Annotated in this window: 13 protein-coding genes; 5 read left to right on the forward strand and 8 right to left on the reverse strand. The window is 64.9% G+C overall.

The genetic code is table 11. The features are described from left to right. Positions 1-168 precede the first annotated feature (168 nt). Both nifJ and I6L48_RS18365 read right to left on the reverse strand, forming a co-directional pair. Positions 169-3744: a pyruvate:ferredoxin (flavodoxin) oxidoreductase gene (gene nifJ / locus I6L48_RS18360; protein ID WP_113070483.1), complete on the reverse strand. Its 3576-nt coding sequence runs from the start codon at positions 3742-3744 to the stop codon at positions 169-171. Beyond that, on the reverse strand, positions 3741-5402 hold the full coding sequence (locus tag I6L48_RS18365; RefSeq protein ID WP_113070484.1) for an NAD(P)-binding protein: 1662 nt from the start codon (positions 5400-5402) through the stop codon (positions 3741-3743). The genes nifJ and I6L48_RS18365 overlap by 4 nt, the downstream gene beginning before the upstream one ends. Before the next feature lie 350 nt (positions 5403-5752). On the opposite strand from I6L48_RS18365, the gene I6L48_RS18370 reads away from it, so the two are divergent. After that, positions 5753-7555 carry an MOSC N-terminal beta barrel domain-containing protein gene (locus I6L48_RS18370; protein ID WP_042882510.1) on the forward strand — a complete coding sequence of 601 codons (1803 nt, stop codon included), beginning with the start codon at positions 5753-5755 and terminating at the stop codon, positions 7553-7555. Between the two features lie 80 nt (positions 7556-7635). Here I6L48_RS18370 and htpX read toward each other — a convergent pair whose 3' ends face one another. The 5 genes from htpX to bioB all read right to left on the reverse strand — a co-directional run bounded on the left by htpX (position 7636) and on the right by bioB (position 12485). Then, the gene (gene htpX / locus I6L48_RS18375; RefSeq protein ID WP_010674070.1) at positions 7636-8508 is read right to left on the reverse strand and encodes a protease HtpX; all 873 of its coding nucleotides are present in this window, start codon (positions 8506-8508) and stop codon (positions 7636-7638) included. A 113-nt stretch (positions 8509-8621) separates the two neighbouring features. Next, complete coding sequence (gene bioD, locus I6L48_RS18380) at positions 8622-9302, reverse strand: dethiobiotin synthase (RefSeq protein WP_041215555.1); 681 nt, start codon at positions 9300-9302, stop codon at positions 8622-8624. Positions 9303-9410: 108 nt separating this feature from the next. Further along, positions 9411-10214, reverse strand: coding sequence for a malonyl-ACP O-methyltransferase BioC (gene bioC / locus I6L48_RS18385; protein ID WP_113070485.1), 804 nt, complete (start codon positions 10212-10214; stop codon positions 9411-9413). Next, on the reverse strand, positions 10204-11400 hold the full coding sequence (bioF, locus tag I6L48_RS18390; RefSeq protein WP_042882501.1) for an 8-amino-7-oxononanoate synthase: 1197 nt from the start codon (positions 11398-11400) through the stop codon (positions 10204-10206). Before bioF ends, bioC begins: the two co-directional genes overlap by 11 nt. Then, positions 11397-12485, reverse strand: a complete 1089-nt coding sequence (gene bioB / locus I6L48_RS18395) for a biotin synthase BioB (protein WP_216987575.1) — start codon at positions 12483-12485, stop codon at positions 11397-11399. The genes bioF and bioB overlap by 4 nt, the downstream gene beginning before the upstream one ends. A gap of 193 nt (positions 12486-12678) precedes the next feature. Between bioB and bioA the strand changes: the two genes are divergently transcribed. Both bioA and I6L48_RS18405 read left to right on the forward strand, forming a co-directional pair. Further along, the gene (bioA, locus tag I6L48_RS18400; protein WP_216987576.1) at positions 12679-13953 is read left to right on the forward strand and encodes an adenosylmethionine--8-amino-7-oxononanoate transaminase; all 1275 of its coding nucleotides are present in this window, start codon (positions 12679-12681) and stop codon (positions 13951-13953) included. Between the two features lie 135 nt (positions 13954-14088). Then, positions 14089-14910: a HAMP domain-containing protein gene (locus tag I6L48_RS18405; protein ID WP_216987577.1), complete on the forward strand. Its 822-nt coding sequence runs from the start codon at positions 14089-14091 to the stop codon at positions 14908-14910. Here the strand turns inward: I6L48_RS18405 and I6L48_RS18410 are convergent. Then, a complete protein-coding gene (locus I6L48_RS18410; RefSeq protein ID WP_042016383.1) occupies positions 14898-15242 on the reverse strand; it encodes a hypothetical protein in 345 nt (114 codons plus the stop codon). The genes I6L48_RS18405 and I6L48_RS18410 overlap by 13 nt on opposite strands. A gap of 198 nt (positions 15243-15440) precedes the next feature. Here I6L48_RS18410 and asnS point away from each other — a divergent pair, with 198 nt between their 5' ends. Together asnS and I6L48_RS18420 are read left to right on the forward strand one after the other, a co-directional pair. After that, positions 15441-16841, forward strand: a complete 1401-nt coding sequence (gene asnS / locus I6L48_RS18415; RefSeq protein ID WP_039039869.1) for an asparagine--tRNA ligase — start codon at positions 15441-15443, stop codon at positions 16839-16841. A gap of 352 nt (positions 16842-17193) precedes the next feature. Then, positions 17194-18537 carry an anaerobic C4-dicarboxylate transporter gene (locus I6L48_RS18420; protein ID WP_216987578.1) on the forward strand — a complete coding sequence of 448 codons (1344 nt, stop codon included), beginning with the start codon at positions 17194-17196 and terminating at the stop codon, positions 18535-18537. Positions 18538-18583: the final 46 nt, after the last annotated feature.

The raw sequence follows: 18583 nt of genomic DNA on the forward strand, positions 1-18583 counted from the left end.
AATCAACAGGTTTTTATGCTTTTCTATTATTTAAATGTCGTCTTCTCAAAATATAGGCCAAGTTTACTGTGGTAAATATAGAAATTTCTAGCTGTCGCCCCTCAATGCTCTCTAAATATAAAAAAGCGGGCCAATGGCCCGCTTGGTTATATTTCACTCACCCCATTATCACACCGGCGGATGGAAATGGCTGGCCTCGCGGGTGGCCATCTCCTCGTAGGTGGCCCACTTCTGCCACGCCACTTGTTGCGCCACCTGCATCAGCCGCTCGGCCTCCTGTGGATGGCTCTGGGCCAGCACCCGATAACGGGTCTCCTGCTGCCGATATTCGTCAAGGGGGATGGAGGGGCGCAGGCTGTCGAGGCTGAAGGGGTTCTGCCCGGCACTTCGCAGTACCGGGTTGTAGCGCATCAGCGGCCAGTGGCCCGAATCGACCGCACGCTTCTGTTGGGCCAATCCCTGCGCCATGTCGATGCCGTGGGCGATACAATGGCTGTAGGCGATGATAAGGGACGGGCCCGGATAGGCCTCCGCCTCCCGCAAGGCCTGCAGCGCCTGCTGCGGGTTGGCACCAAAGGCGATGCGGGCAACATAGACGTTGCCGTAGGAGATGGCCTGCAACGCCACATCCTTCTTGGCCAGCGTCTTGCCCCCCGCCGCGAACTTGGCGACGGCACCGAGCGGGGTCGATTTCGACATCTGCCCACCGGTGTTGGAGTAGACCTCGGTATCCATCACCAGCACGTTCACATCGCGGCCGGAGGCGAGCACATGGTCGAGCCCCGCCGAGCCGATGTCATAGGCCCAGCCATCGCCGCCCACTATCCAGACCGAGCGGCGCACCAGCTGATCAATCAAGGAGAGCAGTTCGCGAGCTTTGCCGGATTTCACCTCTTCCAGCCGCTCTCGCACTTGCGCCACTCGGCCCCGCTGGGCGCGGATCTCCGATTCCAGCCGCTGGGGGGCGCTGATCAGCGACTCGACTAGCTCTGGGCCCAGCTCCCCCTTCATCGCCTGCAAAGCCGCCACCGCCTGACCGTGATGCTGATCGGCGGTGAGGCGAAAACCAAAGCCAAACTCGGCGTTGTCCTCAAACAATGAGTTCGACCAGGCCGGCCCCTTCCCTTCACCGTTCTTGGCCCATGGCGTGGTCGGCAGGTTGCCGCCGTAGATGGAGGAGCAACCGGTGGCGTTGGCCACCAGCATGCGATCGCCAAACAGCTGGGTCAGCAGCTTGAGGTAGGGAGTCTCGCCACAGCCGGCGCAGGCACCGGAGAACTCGAACAGGGGCTCGAGGAACTGGGTGCCGCGCACCGTGGAGAAATCCACCCGCTCGCGGGCCGGCCACGGCAGGCTCTCGAACCAGCGCAGCGCCTGTTTCTGGCCAGCCAGATGGGGCGCCTTGTCCATCATGGCGATGGCACGCTCGCCTTCATGGCTCTCATCTTCTCCAGCCCGCACCGGACAGGCCTGCACACACTGGCCGCAGCCGGTGCAATCTTCCGGATAGAGCTGCAAGGTGTAGCGGCTGTCGGGGAAGCCCCTGGCGGTAACGGGCACCGACTGCGCTGCCTCGGGGGCGCTCGCCAGCCAGTCCTGATGGTAGAACTTGGCCCGCAGCGCCGCGTGGGGGCAGACAAAGACGCAGTTGCCGCACTGGATACAGATATCCGAATGCCAGATGGGGATCTCGCGGGCGATATCCCGCTTCTCGAAGCGGCTGGTGGCGGTGGGGTAAGTGCCATCCACCGGCAGCATGGAGACCGGGATGCGATCGCCGCGCCCCGCCAGCATCTCGCCGGTGACCCGCTGGACAAATTCGCTGCCACCCGGTGCCAGTGGCAGCGGATAGTCGCTGATCTGCTCCTCACCGGCCGGGATGGCCACCTGATGGATGTGGGCCAGGGTGTCGTCCACCGCCGCGAAGTTGCGCTCGACCACTTCGGGCCCCTTGCGGGCATAGCTCTTCTCGATGCTCTCCTTGATCAGCTCAATCGCCTCATCCCGCGGCAAGATGCCAGCCAGCGCGAAGAAACAGGTCTGCATGATGGTGTTGATGCGATTGCCCATGCCGTTGCGCTCGGCCACCCGATCCCCGTCGATGCAATAGAGGCGGATATCGAGGGCGCGGATGCGGGCGCGCAGCCGCTCGGGCAGCTCGGCCCAGACCCGGTCAGGCTCATAGGGAGCATTGAGCAGCAGGGTCGCCCCTTCGGCGGCGTGCTCCAGCAGATCGACCGATTCGGCAAAGCCCCACTGGTGGCAGCCGATAAAGCTCGCCTGCTCGATAAGCCAGGGGGCGTCGATGGGCTCGGGGCCAAAGCGCAGGTGGGAGACGGTGCGCGAGCCCGACTTCTTGGAGTCGTAGACGAAGTAGCCCTGAGCGTGGAACCCCTCCAGCTCGCCGATGATCTTGATGCTGTTCTTGTTGGCGCCCACAGTGCCGTCGGCGCCAAGACCGAAGAAGAGCGCCCGCACCCGACTAGGGGGCTCCAGATCGCCTATGGGGTGCCAGGCCAGACTGAGGCCCGACACATCATCCACTATCCCCACGGTAAAGCGGGGGCGCGGCGCATCGGAGGCCAGCTCCTCGAACACCGCCGCGCACATGGCGGGGGTGAACTCTTTGGAAGAGAGGCCATAGCGACCGCCACTGAGCCACGGCAGCCGCTTGATAAGGCCGCGCTGCAAGCCGTCGATGAGGGTGCTCTGCACATCCAGCAGCAGCGGCTCGCCACCGGCCCCCGGCTCCTTGGTGCGATCCAGCACCGCCATGCGCCGCACGCTCGCGGGCAGCGCATCGAGCAGCGCCTGTACCGGGAAGGGGCGATAGAGGCGAATGACCAGCACCCCGGTCTTGCGATCCTGTTGGTTGAGCCAATCCACAGTCGTGCGGGCGGTGGCCGCCCCCGAGCCCATCAGCACGATGACGTCGGTGGCATCGGGCGCGCCGTGGTACTCCACCAGCTGGTAGTGGCGGCCGGTCAGCTCGCCGAGGCTCTCCATGCACTGCTGCACCCGGGCCGGTACCGCCTCGTAGAAGGGGTTGACGCTCTCGCGGGACTGGAAATAGGTATCCGGGTTCTGGGCGGTGCCACGCATCACCGGATGATCCGGGTTGAGCGCCCGGGCACGGTGGGCGCGCACCCAGTCGTTGTCGATAAGGGCGCGAATTTCATCCCGATGCAGGGCGACTATCTTGTTCACCTCGTGGGAGGTGCGAAAGCCGTCGAAGAAGTGGATAAAGGGCACCCGGCACTGCAGGGTGACGCTGTGGGCGACCAGGGCCAGGTCCTGCGCCTCCTGCACCGAGCCGGAGGCGAGCATGGCAAAGCCGGTGCTGCGCGCCGCCATCACGTCCTGATGGTCGCCAAAGATCGACAGCCCCTGCGCCGCCAAGGATCGGGCCGCCACATGGAATACCGCCGAGGTCAATTCACCGGCGATCTTGTACATATTGGGCAGCATCAGCATCAGCCCCTGACTGGCGGTGAAGGTGGTGGCGAGCGCCCCCGCCTGCAGGGCGCCGTGTACCGTACCGGCCGCCCCCCCTTCGCTCTGCATCTCCACCACCGTGGGGATGTTGCCCCACAGGTTGGTCTGCCCCTGTGCCGCCCAGGCGTCGGCCAGTTCGGCCATGGTCGAGCTCGGGGTGATGGGGTAGATGGCACACACTTCGCTCAGCTGATACGCCACCCGGGCCGCGGCTTCGTTGCCGTCAACCATGATCAGTTCATGTTTCATTGGGACTCCTCCGGTTGGCGCAGCGCTATGGCGTGGCAGGGACACTGGTCGTGGCAGGCACCGCAGCCGGTGCAGCGCTCGGCATCCACCTGATAGCCTTTTCCCGGCCCGAGCTTGGCGATGGCCTGCTCGGGGCAGCTGCCATAACAGCCGTCGCACTCGAAGCAGTTGCCGCAGGAGTAGCAGCGCGCCGCCTCGTAGCGGGCGGCCACCTCATCCAGCCCGCCGATGATCTCGCCAAAGTCGTCCCGCGCCGAGGGCGGTTTGACCGGCTGACTGCTGGCGGGAGCATGGGTCTGGAACCAGAGTTGCAGCTGCTCGGGCCCTACCAGCGGCTTCCCTGCCTGCAAATGGGAGAGCGGTTTGTGGTAGAGGCGACCGCGCAGCCAGGCATCCATATGGCGCGCCGCCTTCTTGCCGTGGCCGGTGGCAATGGTGACGGTGCGCTCGGAGGGCACCATGTCGCCACCAGCAAACAGGCCCGGCACATCCGTCATCAGGTTCTCGCCAACCTGCACCACCCCCTCCTTGTTGACCCGCACGCCGGGGATGCTCTCCAGCACACTCAAGTCCACCTCTTGGCCCAGCGCCAGAATAAGGGAGTCCGCTTCGAGGGTTTCAAATTTGCCGGTGGGCACCGGCTTGCCCTCGGCATCCAGCGCCATCACCTCCACTTCGATATTGGTGCTGTCGAGCTGGCGGATGGTGCGCAGCCAGTTGATCTTGATCCCCTCCTCCTCGGCCTCATCGGCTTCGAAGGCGTGGGCCGGCATATGATCCCGGTCGCGGCGGTAGATGATCATCGCCTCTTCCACACCGAGGCGGCGGGCGGTGCGGGCCGCATCCATGGCGGTGTTGCCACCGCCGTAGATGGCCACCCGCCGTCCCAGTTTGGGCGGTGGCAAGCCCTGCTCCTCGGCCAGGCTCGCTTGCTCGAGGAAGCTCACCGCATCGAGGATCTTGCCCGCCTCCCGGGCCGGAATATCGACCCGCTTTGCCAGATGGGCACCGATGGCCATGAAGACGGCGTCAAAGCCCCCCTCGTCACGCGCCTTGAGCACATCCTCCACCTTGTGGTTGAGGGTAAGGGTGACACCGGCAGCGACGATGCGGGCCACCTCCCGATCCAGCACATCGCGAGGCAGGCGGTAGGCGGGAATGCCGAAGCGCAGCATGCCGCCCGCCAGCGGCCCTGCCTCGCGGATCTCCACCTGATGGCCGAGCCGGTTGAGGTGCCAGGCGCAGGAGAGGCCGGAGGGACCGGCGCCAATGACCAGCACCTTCTTGCCGCTGGCGGGGGCAGGCGGCGCAGGCTGCCAGCCCCGGGCCAGCGCCTCGTCGCCGAGGAAGCGTTCGATGGCGTGGATGGAGACGGCATCATCCACCTGGGCACGGTTGCAGGCCGTTTCGCAGGGGTGATAACAGACCCGCCCGTGGACTGCAGGCAGGGGATTTTCTTCGATGAGGCGTTGCCAGGCCGCCTCAAAGCGGCCCGCTTCGGCCAGGGCAAGCCAGGCCTGGATGTTCTCGCCAGCCGGGCAGGCGTGGTTGCAAGGTGGCAGGGCCGGCCGCCAGACGGGCAGCCGGGTACGGACCGGGCCTGTTCCCGTTTTCTGGGAGAGATCCGGCTGTGGGGTCATATCCAGTTGTTTGCTCATACATTGCTTTCTTCTTTTTGTGTGACAGGCCCCATCCGAATGCGCTTGATACCGTGTTGCCTGGGCAGACGGTGGCCGGAGAGGGAAGAAGCGAAAGCGTCAGAAACTGGAAGCTGGCCCGATGATGGGCCGTTTTTTGTACGACATGGTGGATCAGGATCAATAAATGTTGCGCTTTATGGGTCGCCCCCTTCACAACCGGATCCCCGTCACACCCCGCAGCCATTCGGGCCTGTCGCCCGGGCCCCCTCGCCGCCCTCGACGTGGGCAGCAGGAGAAGATTGCCGCCCGGGACAGGAATCGTTATCTTCCCCTCTTCACAGGAATCGCCACAGCACAAGGACCAGGACATGCCGACCCTCGCCAGCATACATCTCTACCCCATCAAATCGACGGCAGGCATGCCGCTGGAGCGCGCCCAGGTGACCCAGGAGGGACTTGCCGGGGATCGCCGCTACATGGTGGTCAAACCGGATGGCACCTTTATCACCGCCCGCACCCATCCCCAGTTGCAGCAGGTGGTGGCCACCCCTGTCGAGGGGGGGCTGCAACTGCGCTATCCAGGTCTTCCCCCCCTTGCCCTCATGGAGGCGGCGTTCAGTCGCGCCCCTCAGCACACCGGTGTCTGGGGGGATCGCTTTACCGCCCTGCACACCGGGCCCGACGCCGATGAGTGGCTGAGCCGGGTGGCGAGGGAGCCGGTGCGCCTGCTCTGGCTCGGGGAGGCATCCGATCGTTTTCGGGAGAAGACCGGCACCCGGGTGAGCTTTGCGGACGGCTACCCCTTGCTGCTCATCAGCCAGGCTTCCCTTGAGGATCTCAACCTGAGATCCGATGCCTTGCACCAGATGAGCCAGTTTCGTACCAACCTGGTGGCGAGCGGCACCCGCCCCTTCGAAGAGGATGGCTGGAAGCGGATCCGCATCGGCGAGGTGGAGTTTCGGGTGGACAAGCCGTGCAGCCGCTGCATCATGACCACGGTGGAGGCAGGCACGGAGCGCTTCAATGCCCTGAAAGAGCCGCTGGCCACCCTCACCCGCTACCGCCGTGGCGAAGATGGTGAGGTCTATTTCGGCCAGAATCTGGTGGCCCTGAACGAGGGCTGGATTGACGCGGGCAGCGAGATCGAGGTGCTGGAGCGGGCCCGGGCGCCGGTCTACCCCAACGCGGCCCCGAAAAAGCGGGAGCTGGTGTGCGTCGCCCGGGAACCCCTGGCCCGGGATCTGGAAACCTTCTGGTTCGAGGCCGCCGACGGCGAGCCCCTGCCCGACTACCTGCCTGGCCAGCACCTGCCCATCAGCCTCGATATCAAAAACACACGGGTTCAACGCCGCTACACCCTGAGCTCCACGCCGGAGCGGCCCGAGCGTTACAGCATCAGCGTCAAGAAGCTGGCCGATGGCCGCCTCTCCCCCTGGCTGCACCATGAGCTGCGCGTGGGCGATCACCTGCTGGCCGCCCCCCCGGCCGGCGAGTTTCACTTAGGGTCCGAGCGCAGGCTGCTGCTGCTCTCGGCGGGATCCGGTGTCACCCCCATGCTCTCCATTGCCCGCACTCTGGCACTACGGGGGGAGCTCGGTGACGTCCACTTCATGCACCTGTGTCGCAGCGAGGCGGATATTCCTGCCGCCAGCGAGCTGCACGCCATGGCGCAGCAGGGAATGACCCTCACCCTGATCCTGAGCCAGCCTGACAAACACTGGCAGGGGCTCAGCGGCCGTCTGAATGACGATCATCTGGGCCGGATCCGGGATTTGCAGGAGCGGGAGGTATTCATCTGCGGCCCCCACGGCTTCATGGCCGATGCAGCCAACCGGCTGACCGCCCTCGGCGTACCGGCCGGGCGCATCCGCCAGGAGAGCTTTGGCGGGGCCCTGCTCTCGGTGGCCCGCCCCCATCAGGCGGTGCAACTGCGTATCGGCGAGCGGGAGTTTGCGGGCAACAACCAGGGCACCGTGCTGGATCAGGCCAACAAGCAGGGGGTAGAGCTGCCCTGGAGCTGCCGTGCCGGCATCTGCGGCAGTTGCAAGCAGACCCTGGTCTCGGGCGAGGTGGATCACCCCGATGCCCCCGCCATCAGCGCCGCCGAGCGTGCCGAGGGCAAGATCCTCACCTGCTGCGCCGTGCCCCTGACGGATCTGGTGATCAAATAGGGTGATCGGGGGGCAAAACCCCGTCCCCGGAATGCAAAACGGCTGCCCGAGGGCAGCCGTTTTCTTTAGATGACTGGCTATCAGCCACGCAGGGCGGCGATGCGCTGCTCGATGGGCGGGTGGCTCATGAACAGCTCGCTCATGGAGCGCTTGCCGTTGATGCCGAACGCCATCATGGAACCCTCCATCTGCGGCTCGGCACCGCGGGCGAGACGCTGGAGCGCGGCGATCATCTTGTCGCGGCCGGCCAGCTTGGCGGCACCGGCGTCGGCACGGAACTCGCGCTGACGGCTGAACCACATGACGATGATGGAGGCGAGCACGCCGAACACCATCTCCAGCACGAACACGGTGATCATGTAGGCGAAACCGCCGGTGCTGCTGCTCTCTTCCTCGTTGTTGGAGCTGAAGAAGTTGCTGATGACGCCGGCCACGATGCGGGCGAAGAACATCACGAAGGTGTTCACCACCCCCTGGATCAGGGTTAAGGTCACCATGTCGCCGTTGGCCACGTGGCTCACCTCGTGGGCCAGCACGGCTTCCGCCTCGTCGCGGCTCATGCTGTAGAGCAGACCGGAGGAGACGGCGACGAGGGAGTCGTCACGGCGGGCGCCGGTGGCAAAGGCGTTCATCTCGGGGGAGTCGTAGATCCCCACTTCCGGCATCTTGATGCCAGCCTCACGGGCCTGACGGGCAACAGTGCTCACCAGCCAGTGCTCGGTCTCGTTGCGGGGCTGCTCGATGACCTGGACGCCATAGCTGCGCTTGGCCATCCACTTGGACATCAGCAAGGAGATAAAGGAACCCCCAAAACCGAACACGGCGCAGAACACCAACAGACCGGAAATGCTGGACTTGTTGATCCCCAGAACCGAGAACAGGATATTGAGTACCACCCCCAGCACCAGCATGACGGCCAGGTTGGTCACCAGGAATAGCATAATTCGCTTCATATTGACTCCTTGTGAGATATGGATGCATGGTTCGGGGCGCCCCAGGGGCGACCGATGCCACACTTGCCCCAGATAATAGACAGACTCGATGAATGTTTGCTGAATGTCTGGCCTCAGAGCAAGGGCGACACATCGAGACAGTGGTGCAAATCCACCTCATTCACCGCGTCCACGAAGGGGAGTTCCCCCAGAAATGGGGCCGGCAACATGGCTTTCAAGGTGTCCAGGTTCTCCTCGTAGCGGCTCATGTGCGGATCCACCCGGTTAATGACCCAGCCCGCCAGGGTCAACCCCTGCTGGCGAATGGCGCTGACGGTGAGCAGGGCATGGTTGAGGCAGCCCAGCCTGGCCCCCACCACCAGGATCACCGGCAGCCGCTCCTGGGCGACCCACTCCGAGAGCAGACGCTGATGATCCAGCGGCAGGAACCAGCCCCCCGCCCCTTCGACAATGACGAGATCGGCCCCAGCTCCCTCAATCTCCCGCAAGCCGGCGGACAGCCCCTCGAAGGGGATGCTCGCCCCCCGCTCACGGGCGGCGATATGGGGGGCGATGGGCGGCTCGAAGGCATAGGGATTGACCTGCTCGTAGGGCAGCGCAACCGTGGCCGCCTGCTGCAACAGCAAGGCATCCAGATTGCGAAGCCCCTCCGGGGTGCGGGTGCAGCCCGCCGACACCGGTTTGTACCCGGCGCAGCGAATGCCTCTGGCGGCAAGCGCCAGCAACAGGGTGCGGGCCACCAGGGTTTTGCCCACGTCGGTGTCCGTGCCCGTGATGAAATAGGATGTCCCCATGATGATTCCTCGATGCAGTGCAGGGGCGCAGAGGCGCCCCGATATCCATGGTGAAAGGCAGGCGCGCGTCCTGCCGCTGAAGGGGTGGGTGCGCCGGGTCTTTTTGTGTCAGCGCCGCACCAGGCGCCCGAGGCAGACCTCGTAGCTGGCGGCCAGCAGGCCGTCCGGTTGACGGTGGCGCTCGTAGGCCTCCCCCAGTCGCACCAGGCGCTGGCGATGACCCAGGCCCGCAGACCGCTCGTCGTTGACCTGGCTCGCGCCTATCCCCTTGAGGTCGCGCAGCAGTCCGCTGAGCGCCGGGTAGGCGAGGGACCAGGTCAGCGGGCAGAGTGCCGGGGCCTCGAAGCCCCCGTCACGGGCCGCCTGCTGCAACTGAGGCAACGTCAGGAAGCGATTGACATGGTCACGACCATCCACGGCCCGCCAGGCCTCCCGCAGTTGCCACAGTGACCCCGAAAGCAGGGTCGAGAAGAAGACCTGTCCACCGGGTTTGAGCACCCGGTTGAGCTCGGCAAAGGCCTGGGCCGGCCGCTCGCACCACTGCAGGGCCAGGCTGGAGAAGACCCAGTCCAGGCTCTGGTCGGCAAAGGGCAGTGCCTCCGCATCGCCGCACACCAGGCGGGCTCCGCTGCCGCGAAGGGCCGCCTGGGCCAGCATGCCGGGTGCGAGATCCAGCCCGGTCAGCGTCTCGCAGCGCGGCGCCAGGGCAGGCAGGAAGAAACCGGTGCCGCAACCCAGATCCAGCCCGGCCCCTGAGCGCACCTCTTTCACGCCCCCCTCGTCCATGCGCGCCAGCAGCGACTGCCCCACCTCCTGCTGGAAGCGGGCGTGGGCGTCGTAGTGGCGGGCCGCCGCCCCGAAGCGGCGGGCGAGCTGCGCCTTGTCCACTGACTGGAAACGCTCATGCACCATGGGCGCCCCCTCTCTCGTCGGTGGATGGGCGGGGCCCCAGGGCCTCGAGCAGGCGATCCACGTCATCTTCGCCATGGGCGGCGCACAGGGTGATGCGAAGGCGCGCCGTGCCGACCGGCACCGTGGGCGGGCGGATGGCGCCGGCCCAGACACCGCATTCCCGCAGCCGCTCGGCCAGTTGCAGGGCAGCGACGCTCTCCCCCACCAGCAGCGGCTGGATGGGGGTATCGCTTGCCCCAAGCCGCCAGCCGAGCGCCTGCGCCCCCTGCCGGAACCGGGCGACAAGGCGAGCCAGGTGGGCACGGGCCTCGTCGGCTACACGTACCAGCTCGATGCTCTGGCGCACGGCGCACGCCTGGACGGGGGGCATATGGGTGCTGTAGACATAGTGGCGGGCAAAATTGACCAGGTACTCCACCAGCTCGCGACTGCCACCCACAAAGGCGCCGGCCACCCCGAGCGCCTTGCCGAAGGTCCCCATCTGGATGTGCACGCTGGCAGGAGCAACCCCCTGGGCCGCCAGGGTGCCGCGCCCCTCGGCACCCAGCACGCCGAGGCCGTGGGCATCGTCAATCATCAGCCAGTTGCCGCTTCGGGATGCGAGTGTGGCCAGCTCAGCCCAGGGGGCCTGATCCCCGTCCATGCTGAAGACCCCTTCCGAGACGATCAGGCCCCGGTTTGGCTCAAGCAGCCGCTCAAGGGCCGCCATGTCGTTGTGGCAAAAGCGCTTCATCTTGCAGGGGAGCTGGCTCCCCATCTCCTGCAGGGAGGCGTGGTTGAGCCTGTCCTGCCACAGCAGGTGATCCTTGCCGAGCAGGGCCTTGAGCACCGCCTGATTGGCGGAGAAGCCGCAGTTGAACAGCAGCACCGCCTCCACGCCGAGCCAGTCGGCAAGCGTCTCTTCCAGCTGCTGGTGAGCGCGACTGTAACCGGTCACCAGGGGCGAGGCGCCTGCCCCTGCGCCATATTGCGCCACCCCCGCCGTGAAGGCGGCCTTGATGGCGGGGTGACCGGCAAGGCCCAGGTAGTCGTTGCCAGAGACGTTGAGGTAATCACGCCCCCCGACCCGGATCCGCCCACCGCTCGCGGCCTCCACCGGGGTGCGGCGGCGCAGCAGGGCGGCCTGCTCACGCTCGGCCAGGGCCTGCCCCAGTGCAAAGGGGCCGGTGACAACGGGGGTCATCATGTACGGACGGCTTCTGCGCGGGGACGAGTGGCGTCGTAGAAGAGCTCGCTGGGCTCGCTCTGGCGACTCACCTCGGCCAGCAGCTCCTCCTCTTGAACCTGATCCGGCTTCTGGGCCCGCTGGGCGGGGCGGATGCCGAGGCGCTTGAAGAGCTGCATGTCGCTGTTCTCGTCCGGATTGGGGGTGGTCAGCAGCTTGCAGCCATAAAATATCGAATTTGCCCCCGCCATAAAGCACATGGCCTGCATCTGCTCGTTCATCTTCTCCCGCCCGGCGGAGAGGCGCACGTGGGAGGCCGGCATCATGATGCGCGCCACGGCGATGGTGCGGATAAATTCGAACGGGTCCAGGTTCTCCTGGTTCTCCAGGGGCGTGCCCTTCACCTTGACCAGCATGTTGATGGGCACGCTCTCCGGGTGGCGCGGCAGGTTGGCGAGCGCCATCAAGAGGCCCGCCCGATCTTTTGCCTGCTCACCCATGCCGACGATGCCGCCGGAGCAGACCTTCATGCCGGCGCCGCGCACATGCTCCAGGGTGTCGAGCCTGTCCTGATAGGTGCGGGTGGTGATGATGTCGCCGTAGAACTCCGGCGAGGTGTCGAGGTTGTGGTTGTAGTAATCGAGCCCCGCAGCCCCGAGACGCGCCGCCTGATCGGCGGTGAGCATCCCCAGCGTCATGCAGGTCTCCATGCCGAGCCCGCGCACCTCTTCAATCATGCGCAGGATGTAGGGCATGTCCTTCTCTTTCGGGTTGCGCCAGGCCGCCCCCATGCAGAAGCGGGACGAGCCGTTGGCCTTGGCCTCCCGGGCCCGCTCCAGCACTTTTTCCACCTCCATCAGCCGCTCGGTCTCGAGCCCGGTGTGGTAGCGAGCGCTCTGGGGACAATATTTGCAATCTTCCGGGCAGGCCCCGGTCTTGATGGAGAGCAGGGTGCTTACCTGCACCTCGTTCGGGTCGAAATGGGCGCGGTGCACCGTCTGGGCCTGGAACAGCAGATCGTTGAATGGCAGGGCAAAGAGATCCTGAACCTCGGACAGGGTCCAGTCGTGACGAAGGGCGTGGGCACCCGCGGTGAGAGCATTCATACATGGCTTCCGGTTGTTATTGGTGGGATCCTGCGCCGCGCTCAAGAGAGCGTTCGCCGCAAGACCCGCCAGCTGGACAGCGCGATGCCAGGGCGTTCGCGAAGCCAAGTGGCTGAAATTGTTGGCTAGTGTAGAGAGCACGCGTAGACTGTCAACACCGACCAGATCAAACCAATTGACAACAGAACACAAAATGACCAACCAAGAATTCGACCTGCACCACGTCTGGCACCCCTATACCTCCCTCACCCATCCCCTGCCCTGCTATGAAGTGGCCAGCGCCAAAGGGGTGACCCTCACCCTGACGGACGGGCGCGAGCTGGTGGATGGCATGAGCTCCTGGTGGGCCTGCGTTCACGGCTATCAGGTGCCGGAACTGGACGCGGCCGCCACCACCCAGCTCGGCAAGATGTCCCACGTGATGTTTGGCGGCCTGACCCATGCCCCGGCGGTCGAGCTCTGCCGCAAACTGGTGGAAATCACCCCGAAGGGGCTGGACCGGGTCTTTCTGGCGGATTCCGGCTCGGTGGCGGTGGAGGTAGCCCTCAAGATGGCCCAGCAGTACTGGCATGCCAAAGGGACGCCCCGCGCCAAATTCGTTGCCCTTCGGGGCGGCTATCACGGCGACACCTTCGGCGCCATGAGCGTGTGCGATCCCGATGGCGGCATGCACGAGCTCTACCAGGGCTTCCTGCCCGAACACCATTTCGTCGAAGCGCCAAGCTGCCGCTTCCACGCCCAGTGGGACGAGCAGAGCGTGGTGGAGCTGGCCACCCTGGTGGCGGATCATCACGAGGAAATTGCCGCCATCGTGCTCGAACCCATCGTCCAGGGGGCGGGCGGCATGCGCTTCTACCACCCCCGCTACCTGCAGTGGGTGCGCGCCCTGTGCGACGAGTTTGGCGTGCTGCTGATTGCCGACGAGATAGCCACCGGCTTTGGCCGCACCGGCCAGCTCTTTGCCTGCGACTGGGCGGGGATCAGCCCCGACATCATGTGTCTGGGCAAGGCGCTCACCGGTGGCTATCTGACGCTGTCGGCCACGCTCACGACCGAGCATGTGGCTCGTACCGTGTGTGACGGCAAGGCGGGCGTCTTCATGCACGGCCCTACCTTCATGGGCAACCCGCTCGCCTGCGCGGTGGCCAACGCCTCCATCGAGTTGCTGCTCGCCTCCCCGTGGCAGGCGCGAGTGCAAGCCATCGAACACCAACTCAAAACCGAACTGGTGGAGCTGACCCTGCACCCGGCGGTGGCGGATGTGCGGGTGCTCGGCGCCATCGGGGTGGTGGAGATGAAGGAGCGGGTGGACGTGGCGCGCATCCAGCGCAAGTTCGTGGAGCTGGGCGCCTGGATCCGTCCCTTTGGCAAGCTCATCTACCTGATGCCCCCCTTCGTCATCACCCCTGAAGAGCTGCGGGTATTGACCGGCGCCATCCACGAGGCCATCGCCATCGGCGAATATTGAGTCCGGATGAATGGGCCCTGCATGAGAACGCAGGGCCTTTCGGCGCTTTTTCATCAGAATGTGAGCAAGACACCAAAACCCGTCCGGCGAGGAGAGTAGACTGCGCGGGTTTTACCCAACAGATGTACCAGTCCCATGCGCCTCTCCATTGCTGCCAAGATCAACTTCTTCCTGCTCTTCATCTTCTCCATGGTGTTGGTGTTTTCTGCGGCCTATCAGGCGGTGCGCGAGCGTGACCTCATCCTGACCCTCATCAAGGAACAGAGCCGCGAGCAGACCGAGGCCTACTTCGACGGCCTCAACATGCTGATGCTGACCGGCAAGATGGACGCCCGCGACACCCTGCGCGCCAAGTTTCTCGATCACGCCCACGTGGAAGATGCCCGCATCGTGCGCGGGGCGGCGGTCAACAAGCAGTACGGGCCGGGCCGTGACGTCGAGGCCCCGAAGGACAGGTACGATGCCCTGGCGCTGGCGGGCAAGGGGAGCCTGGAGGTAGAGCATGAGGGCATGCACAGCCGGCTGGTGGTGACCCGCCCGCTGCTGGCCAGAAAGGATTTTCGCGGTACCGACTGCACCAGCTGCCACCAGGTGCCGGAAAACACCGTGCTGGGGGCGGTGCGTTTTGACTACTCCCTCGACACCCTGTTTACCCGGGTGGAGCAGAACATCCTCACCTCGGCCCTGAGCCTCACCCTCATCTTCGGGCTGGGACTCCTGCTCACCCTCTGGGTCATCCGCACCTGGATAGTCCGCCCCCTCAACCAGCTGACCCGCTCCATGGAGGAGGCCACCGATCGCAACGACTTCGGCCACAGGCTGGAGGGGGATGAAGGGGACGAGATTGGCCGGGTGGCGCTCGCCTACAACCAGATGCTCGACAGCGTGGAGCGCCAGATAGGCAAACGCCCCGCCTCTCAGGGGAAGGATGACGGCGACGGCCCTCAGCCCCGGTAGTAAAGCAGCAGGCAGGCCACCAGGATCAGCAGCAGGATGAAGAGATTGACGTGGCGGGCATCTTCCTGCCGACGGCTGCGGCCACGGGCCAGCACCAGCACCACCAGGGTCAGCAGGCAGCAACCCCAGAGCCCGCGCTCCAGCCAGGGGGTGAGCAGGGGGTCCCAGCTCTGGCGCACCTTGACGCCCCCATAGACCAGAAAGCCGTAAGCCACCTCTGGCCGGGCGAAGTGATAGAGGGAGAGCAGGGCGACAAAGCCGCCCCAGCAGAGGATCACCAGCCCCTGCAACACCCGTATCCAGCCATCCGGCCCCCGCCTGCGCTCCTTCACCCTCACCCCCGTCCAGCCGCCATGATCCATGCACGATGCATGGGGAAATCCCCGCAAGGGTCCGACATTTTTGCTTGTTTATCAAACCTGCGCGGGTAAGATGAACGGCTTAGTCTGCCATGGTGGGCCAACTGCGCCCGGGCCAGACCCCTAGTGTTGCAAATAGCGCTGCAAGAACAAGCTGGAGACAATATTTCGATGACGCACGCATCCGTAGTTGATGTGCTGGCCGGTAAGTATTCGGTCGGCACCACCCTGACTGTGAAAGGGTGGATCCGGACCCGCCGCGATTCCAAGGCGGGGATCTCATTTTTGGCCGTTTCCGATGGCTCCTGCTTCCATCCGGTGCAGGCCGTCGCCCCCAATACCCTGGCCAATTACGAGAATGAAGTGCAACGTCTGACCACAGCTTGCTCCGTCGAAGTGACCGGCACCGTGGTCGAGTCCCAGGGCAGCGGCCAGGCGTTCGAACTGCAGGCCACCGAGGTCAAGGTGGTGGGCTGGGTCGAAGATCCGGACACCTACCCCATGTCTGCCAAGCGCCACAGCATCGAGTACCTGCGCGAGCAGGGCCACCTGCGTGCCCGCACCAACATCGTCGGTGCCGTGACCCGGGTGCGCAACTGCCTCTCCCAGGCCATTCACCGCTTCTTCCACGAACAGGGCTACCTCTGGATCGCGGCGCCCCTCATCACCGCCTCCGACACTGAAGGGGCCGGCGAGATGTTCCGCGTCTCCACCCTGGACATGGAAAACCTGCCGCGCACCCCCGAAGGCAAGGTGGACTACGACAAGGACTTCTTCGGCAAAGAGACCTTCCTGACCGTGTCCGGCCAGCTGAACGTCGAAACCTACGCCTGCGCCCTGTCCAAGGTCTACACCTTCGGCCCGACCTTCCGCGCCGAAAACTCCAACACCAGCCGCCACCTGGCCGAGTTCTGGATGGTGGAGCCGGAAGTGGCCTTCGCCGATCTGGAAGACAACGCCGCCCTGGCCGAAGCCATGCTGAAGTACGTCTTCAACGCCGTGCTGACCGAGCGCCGCGACGATCTGGAGTTCTTCGCCCAGCACGTGGACAAGGACGCCATCGGCCGTCTGGAGCGCTTCGTCGCCTCCGACTTCGCCCAGATTGACTACACCGACGCCATCGACGTGCTGCAAAACTGCGGCAAGAGCTTCGAGTTCCCGGTCTCCTGGGGCATCGACCTCTCCTCCGAGCACGAGCGCTACCTGGCCGAGGAGCACTTCAAGTCCCCGGTGGTGGTGAAGAACTACCCGAAGGACATCAAGGCCTTCTACATGCGCCTCAACGACGACGGCAAGACCGTTGCCGCCATGGACGTACTGGCCCCGGGGATCGGCGAGATCATCGGCGGCTCCCAGCGTGAAGAGCGTCTCGAGGTGCTGGATGCCCGTCTGGCCGAGATGGGTCTGAACAAGGAAGACTACTGGTGGTACCGCGATCTGCGTCGCTACGGCACCGTGCCCCACTCCGGCTTCGGTCTGGGCTTCGAGCGCCTGGTGGTCTACGTGACCGGCATGGGCAACGTGCGCGACGTGATCCCCTTCCCCCGTACTCCCCGCACCGCCGAGTTCTAAGGCGACCCGCCCACTCGCACCGTGCAAAAGCCGACCCCCGGGTCGGCTTTTTTTTATGCCTGCTTCGCTCTTCCCGCCCCCGTTATTCCCGCCTTTTGCATTCCCAACCCTGTGCGCTCCCCCATCTTTCCCGTCATTTGTCTGGTGTGGGCCAGGACGCGGCCCCCTGTTCAAGGGCTGAGCCGTAGTTTTTATGCACTTAAATCGGAAAAAAGCCGGTTGTTGAAGCAACGCAATTTTTTACCCCTTTAGGGGTGACAAAATATCCATTAACCCTTCAGGGGTAATTGATGACAGCGGATCCCGGGCAGCTGGCCGATGGGGACATGGATAAAACACACGAGGTAATGGAATGATCTTGATGGAATTTTTGGTGGTACTCGGCTGCTTGCTGCTGGGTACCCGCTTCGGGGGCATGGGGCTGGGTCTTATCAGCGGTATCGGTCTGTTCCTGCTGACCTTCGTCTTCGGCCTGGTGCCGGGCGAGCCGCCGGTACAGGTGATGCTGACCATACTGGCGGTCATTGGCTGCGCCGCCACCCTGCAGACCGCCGGCGGTCTCAACCTGATGATGCAGGTGGCCGAGCGTCTGCTGCGCCGTCACCCCCAGTACATCACCCTGCTGGCGCCGCTCACGACCTGGACCCTCACCTTCCTGTGCGGCACCGGCCACGTGGTCTACACCATGTTCCCCATCATCGCCGACATCGCGCTGCAGAAGAACATCCGCCCGGAGCGCCCCATGGCAGTGGCGTCCGTTGCCTCCCAGATGGCCATCTGCGCCTCGCCGGTCTCGGTGGCCGTGGTCTCCATGGTCTCCATCCTGGCGGCGGCTCACGGCGTGGGTCAGGCCTACGGTCTGCTCGACATCCTGATGGTCGCCATCCCCTCCTCTCTCACGGGGGTCATGATGGCGGCCCTGTGGAGCCTGCGCCGCGGTAAGGATCTGGACAAGGACGAGGAGTTCCAGGCCAAGATCAAGGACCCTGCCCAGCGGGACTTCATCTACGGCGGTGGTGAAACCCTGCTCAACACCAAGTTCCCGAAAGAGGCCTACTGGTCCACCTGGATCTTCTTCGCCGCCATCGCTGCCGTGGTGCTGCTGGGGGCCGATGAGGCGCTGCGCCCCGTCTTCACCATCAAGGAGAAGACGGGCCCCCTCTCCATGAACCTGGTGATCCAGATGATGATGCTGATCGCCGGCGCCATCATCCTGATGCGCTGCAAGGTCAAGCCGGGGGAGATCGCCAACGGCGCCGTCTTCAAGGCGGGCATGGTCGCCATCTTCTCCGTGTTCGGGGTCGCCTGGATGAGCGAAACCTTCTTCCAGGCCCACATGCCGCTGCTCAAGGAGACCCTGGCCCACGTGGTACAGGCCCAGCCCTGGACCTACGCCCTGGTGCTCTTCCTCATCTCCAAGCTGGTGAACAGCCAGGCCGCGGCGCTCACCGCCATCGCCCCCATGGGGCTGGCGCTGGGGGTCGAACCCAAACTGCTCATCGCCTTCCTGCCGGCGAGCTACGGCTACTTCGTGCTGCCGACCTACCCGAGCGATCTCGCCTGCATCGGCTTCGACCGCTCCGGCACCACCCGCATCGGCAAGTTCATCATCAACCACAGCTTCATCCTGCCCGGCCTCATCGGGGTAGTGACCTCCTGTACCCTGGGCTTCATCCTGACCAGCATACTGCTGTGACAGGCCCCCAGTGCGAACGGCTCCCACACGGGGGCCGTTTTTTATC

Source organism: Aeromonas sp. FDAARGOS 1418, assembly GCF_019048585.1.
Lineage (GTDB): Bacteria > Pseudomonadota > Gammaproteobacteria > Enterobacterales > Aeromonadaceae > Aeromonas > Aeromonas caviae.

Bases quoted from the DNA above. Each gene is read 5' to 3' on its own strand.
- nifJ (WP_113070483.1), bottom strand. From the start codon at position 3,744: ATGAAACATGAACTGATCATGGTTGACGGCAACGAAGCCGCGGCCCGG.
- I6L48_RS18365 (WP_113070484.1), bottom strand. From the start codon at position 5,402: ATGAGCAAACAACTGGATATGACCCCACAGCCGGATCTCTCCCAGAAA.
- I6L48_RS18370 (WP_042882510.1), top strand. From the start codon at position 5,753: ATGCCGACCCTCGCCAGCATACATCTCTACCCCATCAAATCGACGGCA.
- htpX (WP_010674070.1), bottom strand. From the start codon at position 8,508: ATGAAGCGAATTATGCTATTCCTGGTGACCAACCTGGCCGTCATGCTG.
- bioD (WP_041215555.1), bottom strand. From the start codon at position 9,302: ATGGGGACATCCTATTTCATCACGGGCACGGACACCGACGTGGGCAAA.
- bioC (WP_113070485.1), bottom strand. From the start codon at position 10,214: ATGGTGCATGAGCGTTTCCAGTCAGTGGACAAGGCGCAGCTCGCCCGC.
- bioF (WP_042882501.1), bottom strand. From the start codon at position 11,400: ATGATGACCCCCGTTGTCACCGGCCCCTTTGCACTGGGGCAGGCCCTG.
- bioB (WP_216987575.1), bottom strand. From the start codon at position 12,485: ATGAATGCTCTCACCGCGGGTGCCCACGCCCTTCGTCACGACTGGACC.
- bioA (WP_216987576.1), top strand. From the start codon at position 12,679: ATGACCAACCAAGAATTCGACCTGCACCACGTCTGGCACCCCTATACC.
- I6L48_RS18405 (WP_216987577.1), top strand. From the start codon at position 14,089: ATGCGCCTCTCCATTGCTGCCAAGATCAACTTCTTCCTGCTCTTCATC.
- asnS (WP_039039869.1), top strand. From the start codon at position 15,441: ATGACGCACGCATCCGTAGTTGATGTGCTGGCCGGTAAGTATTCGGTC.
- I6L48_RS18420 (WP_216987578.1), top strand. From the start codon at position 17,194: ATGATCTTGATGGAATTTTTGGTGGTACTCGGCTGCTTGCTGCTGGGT.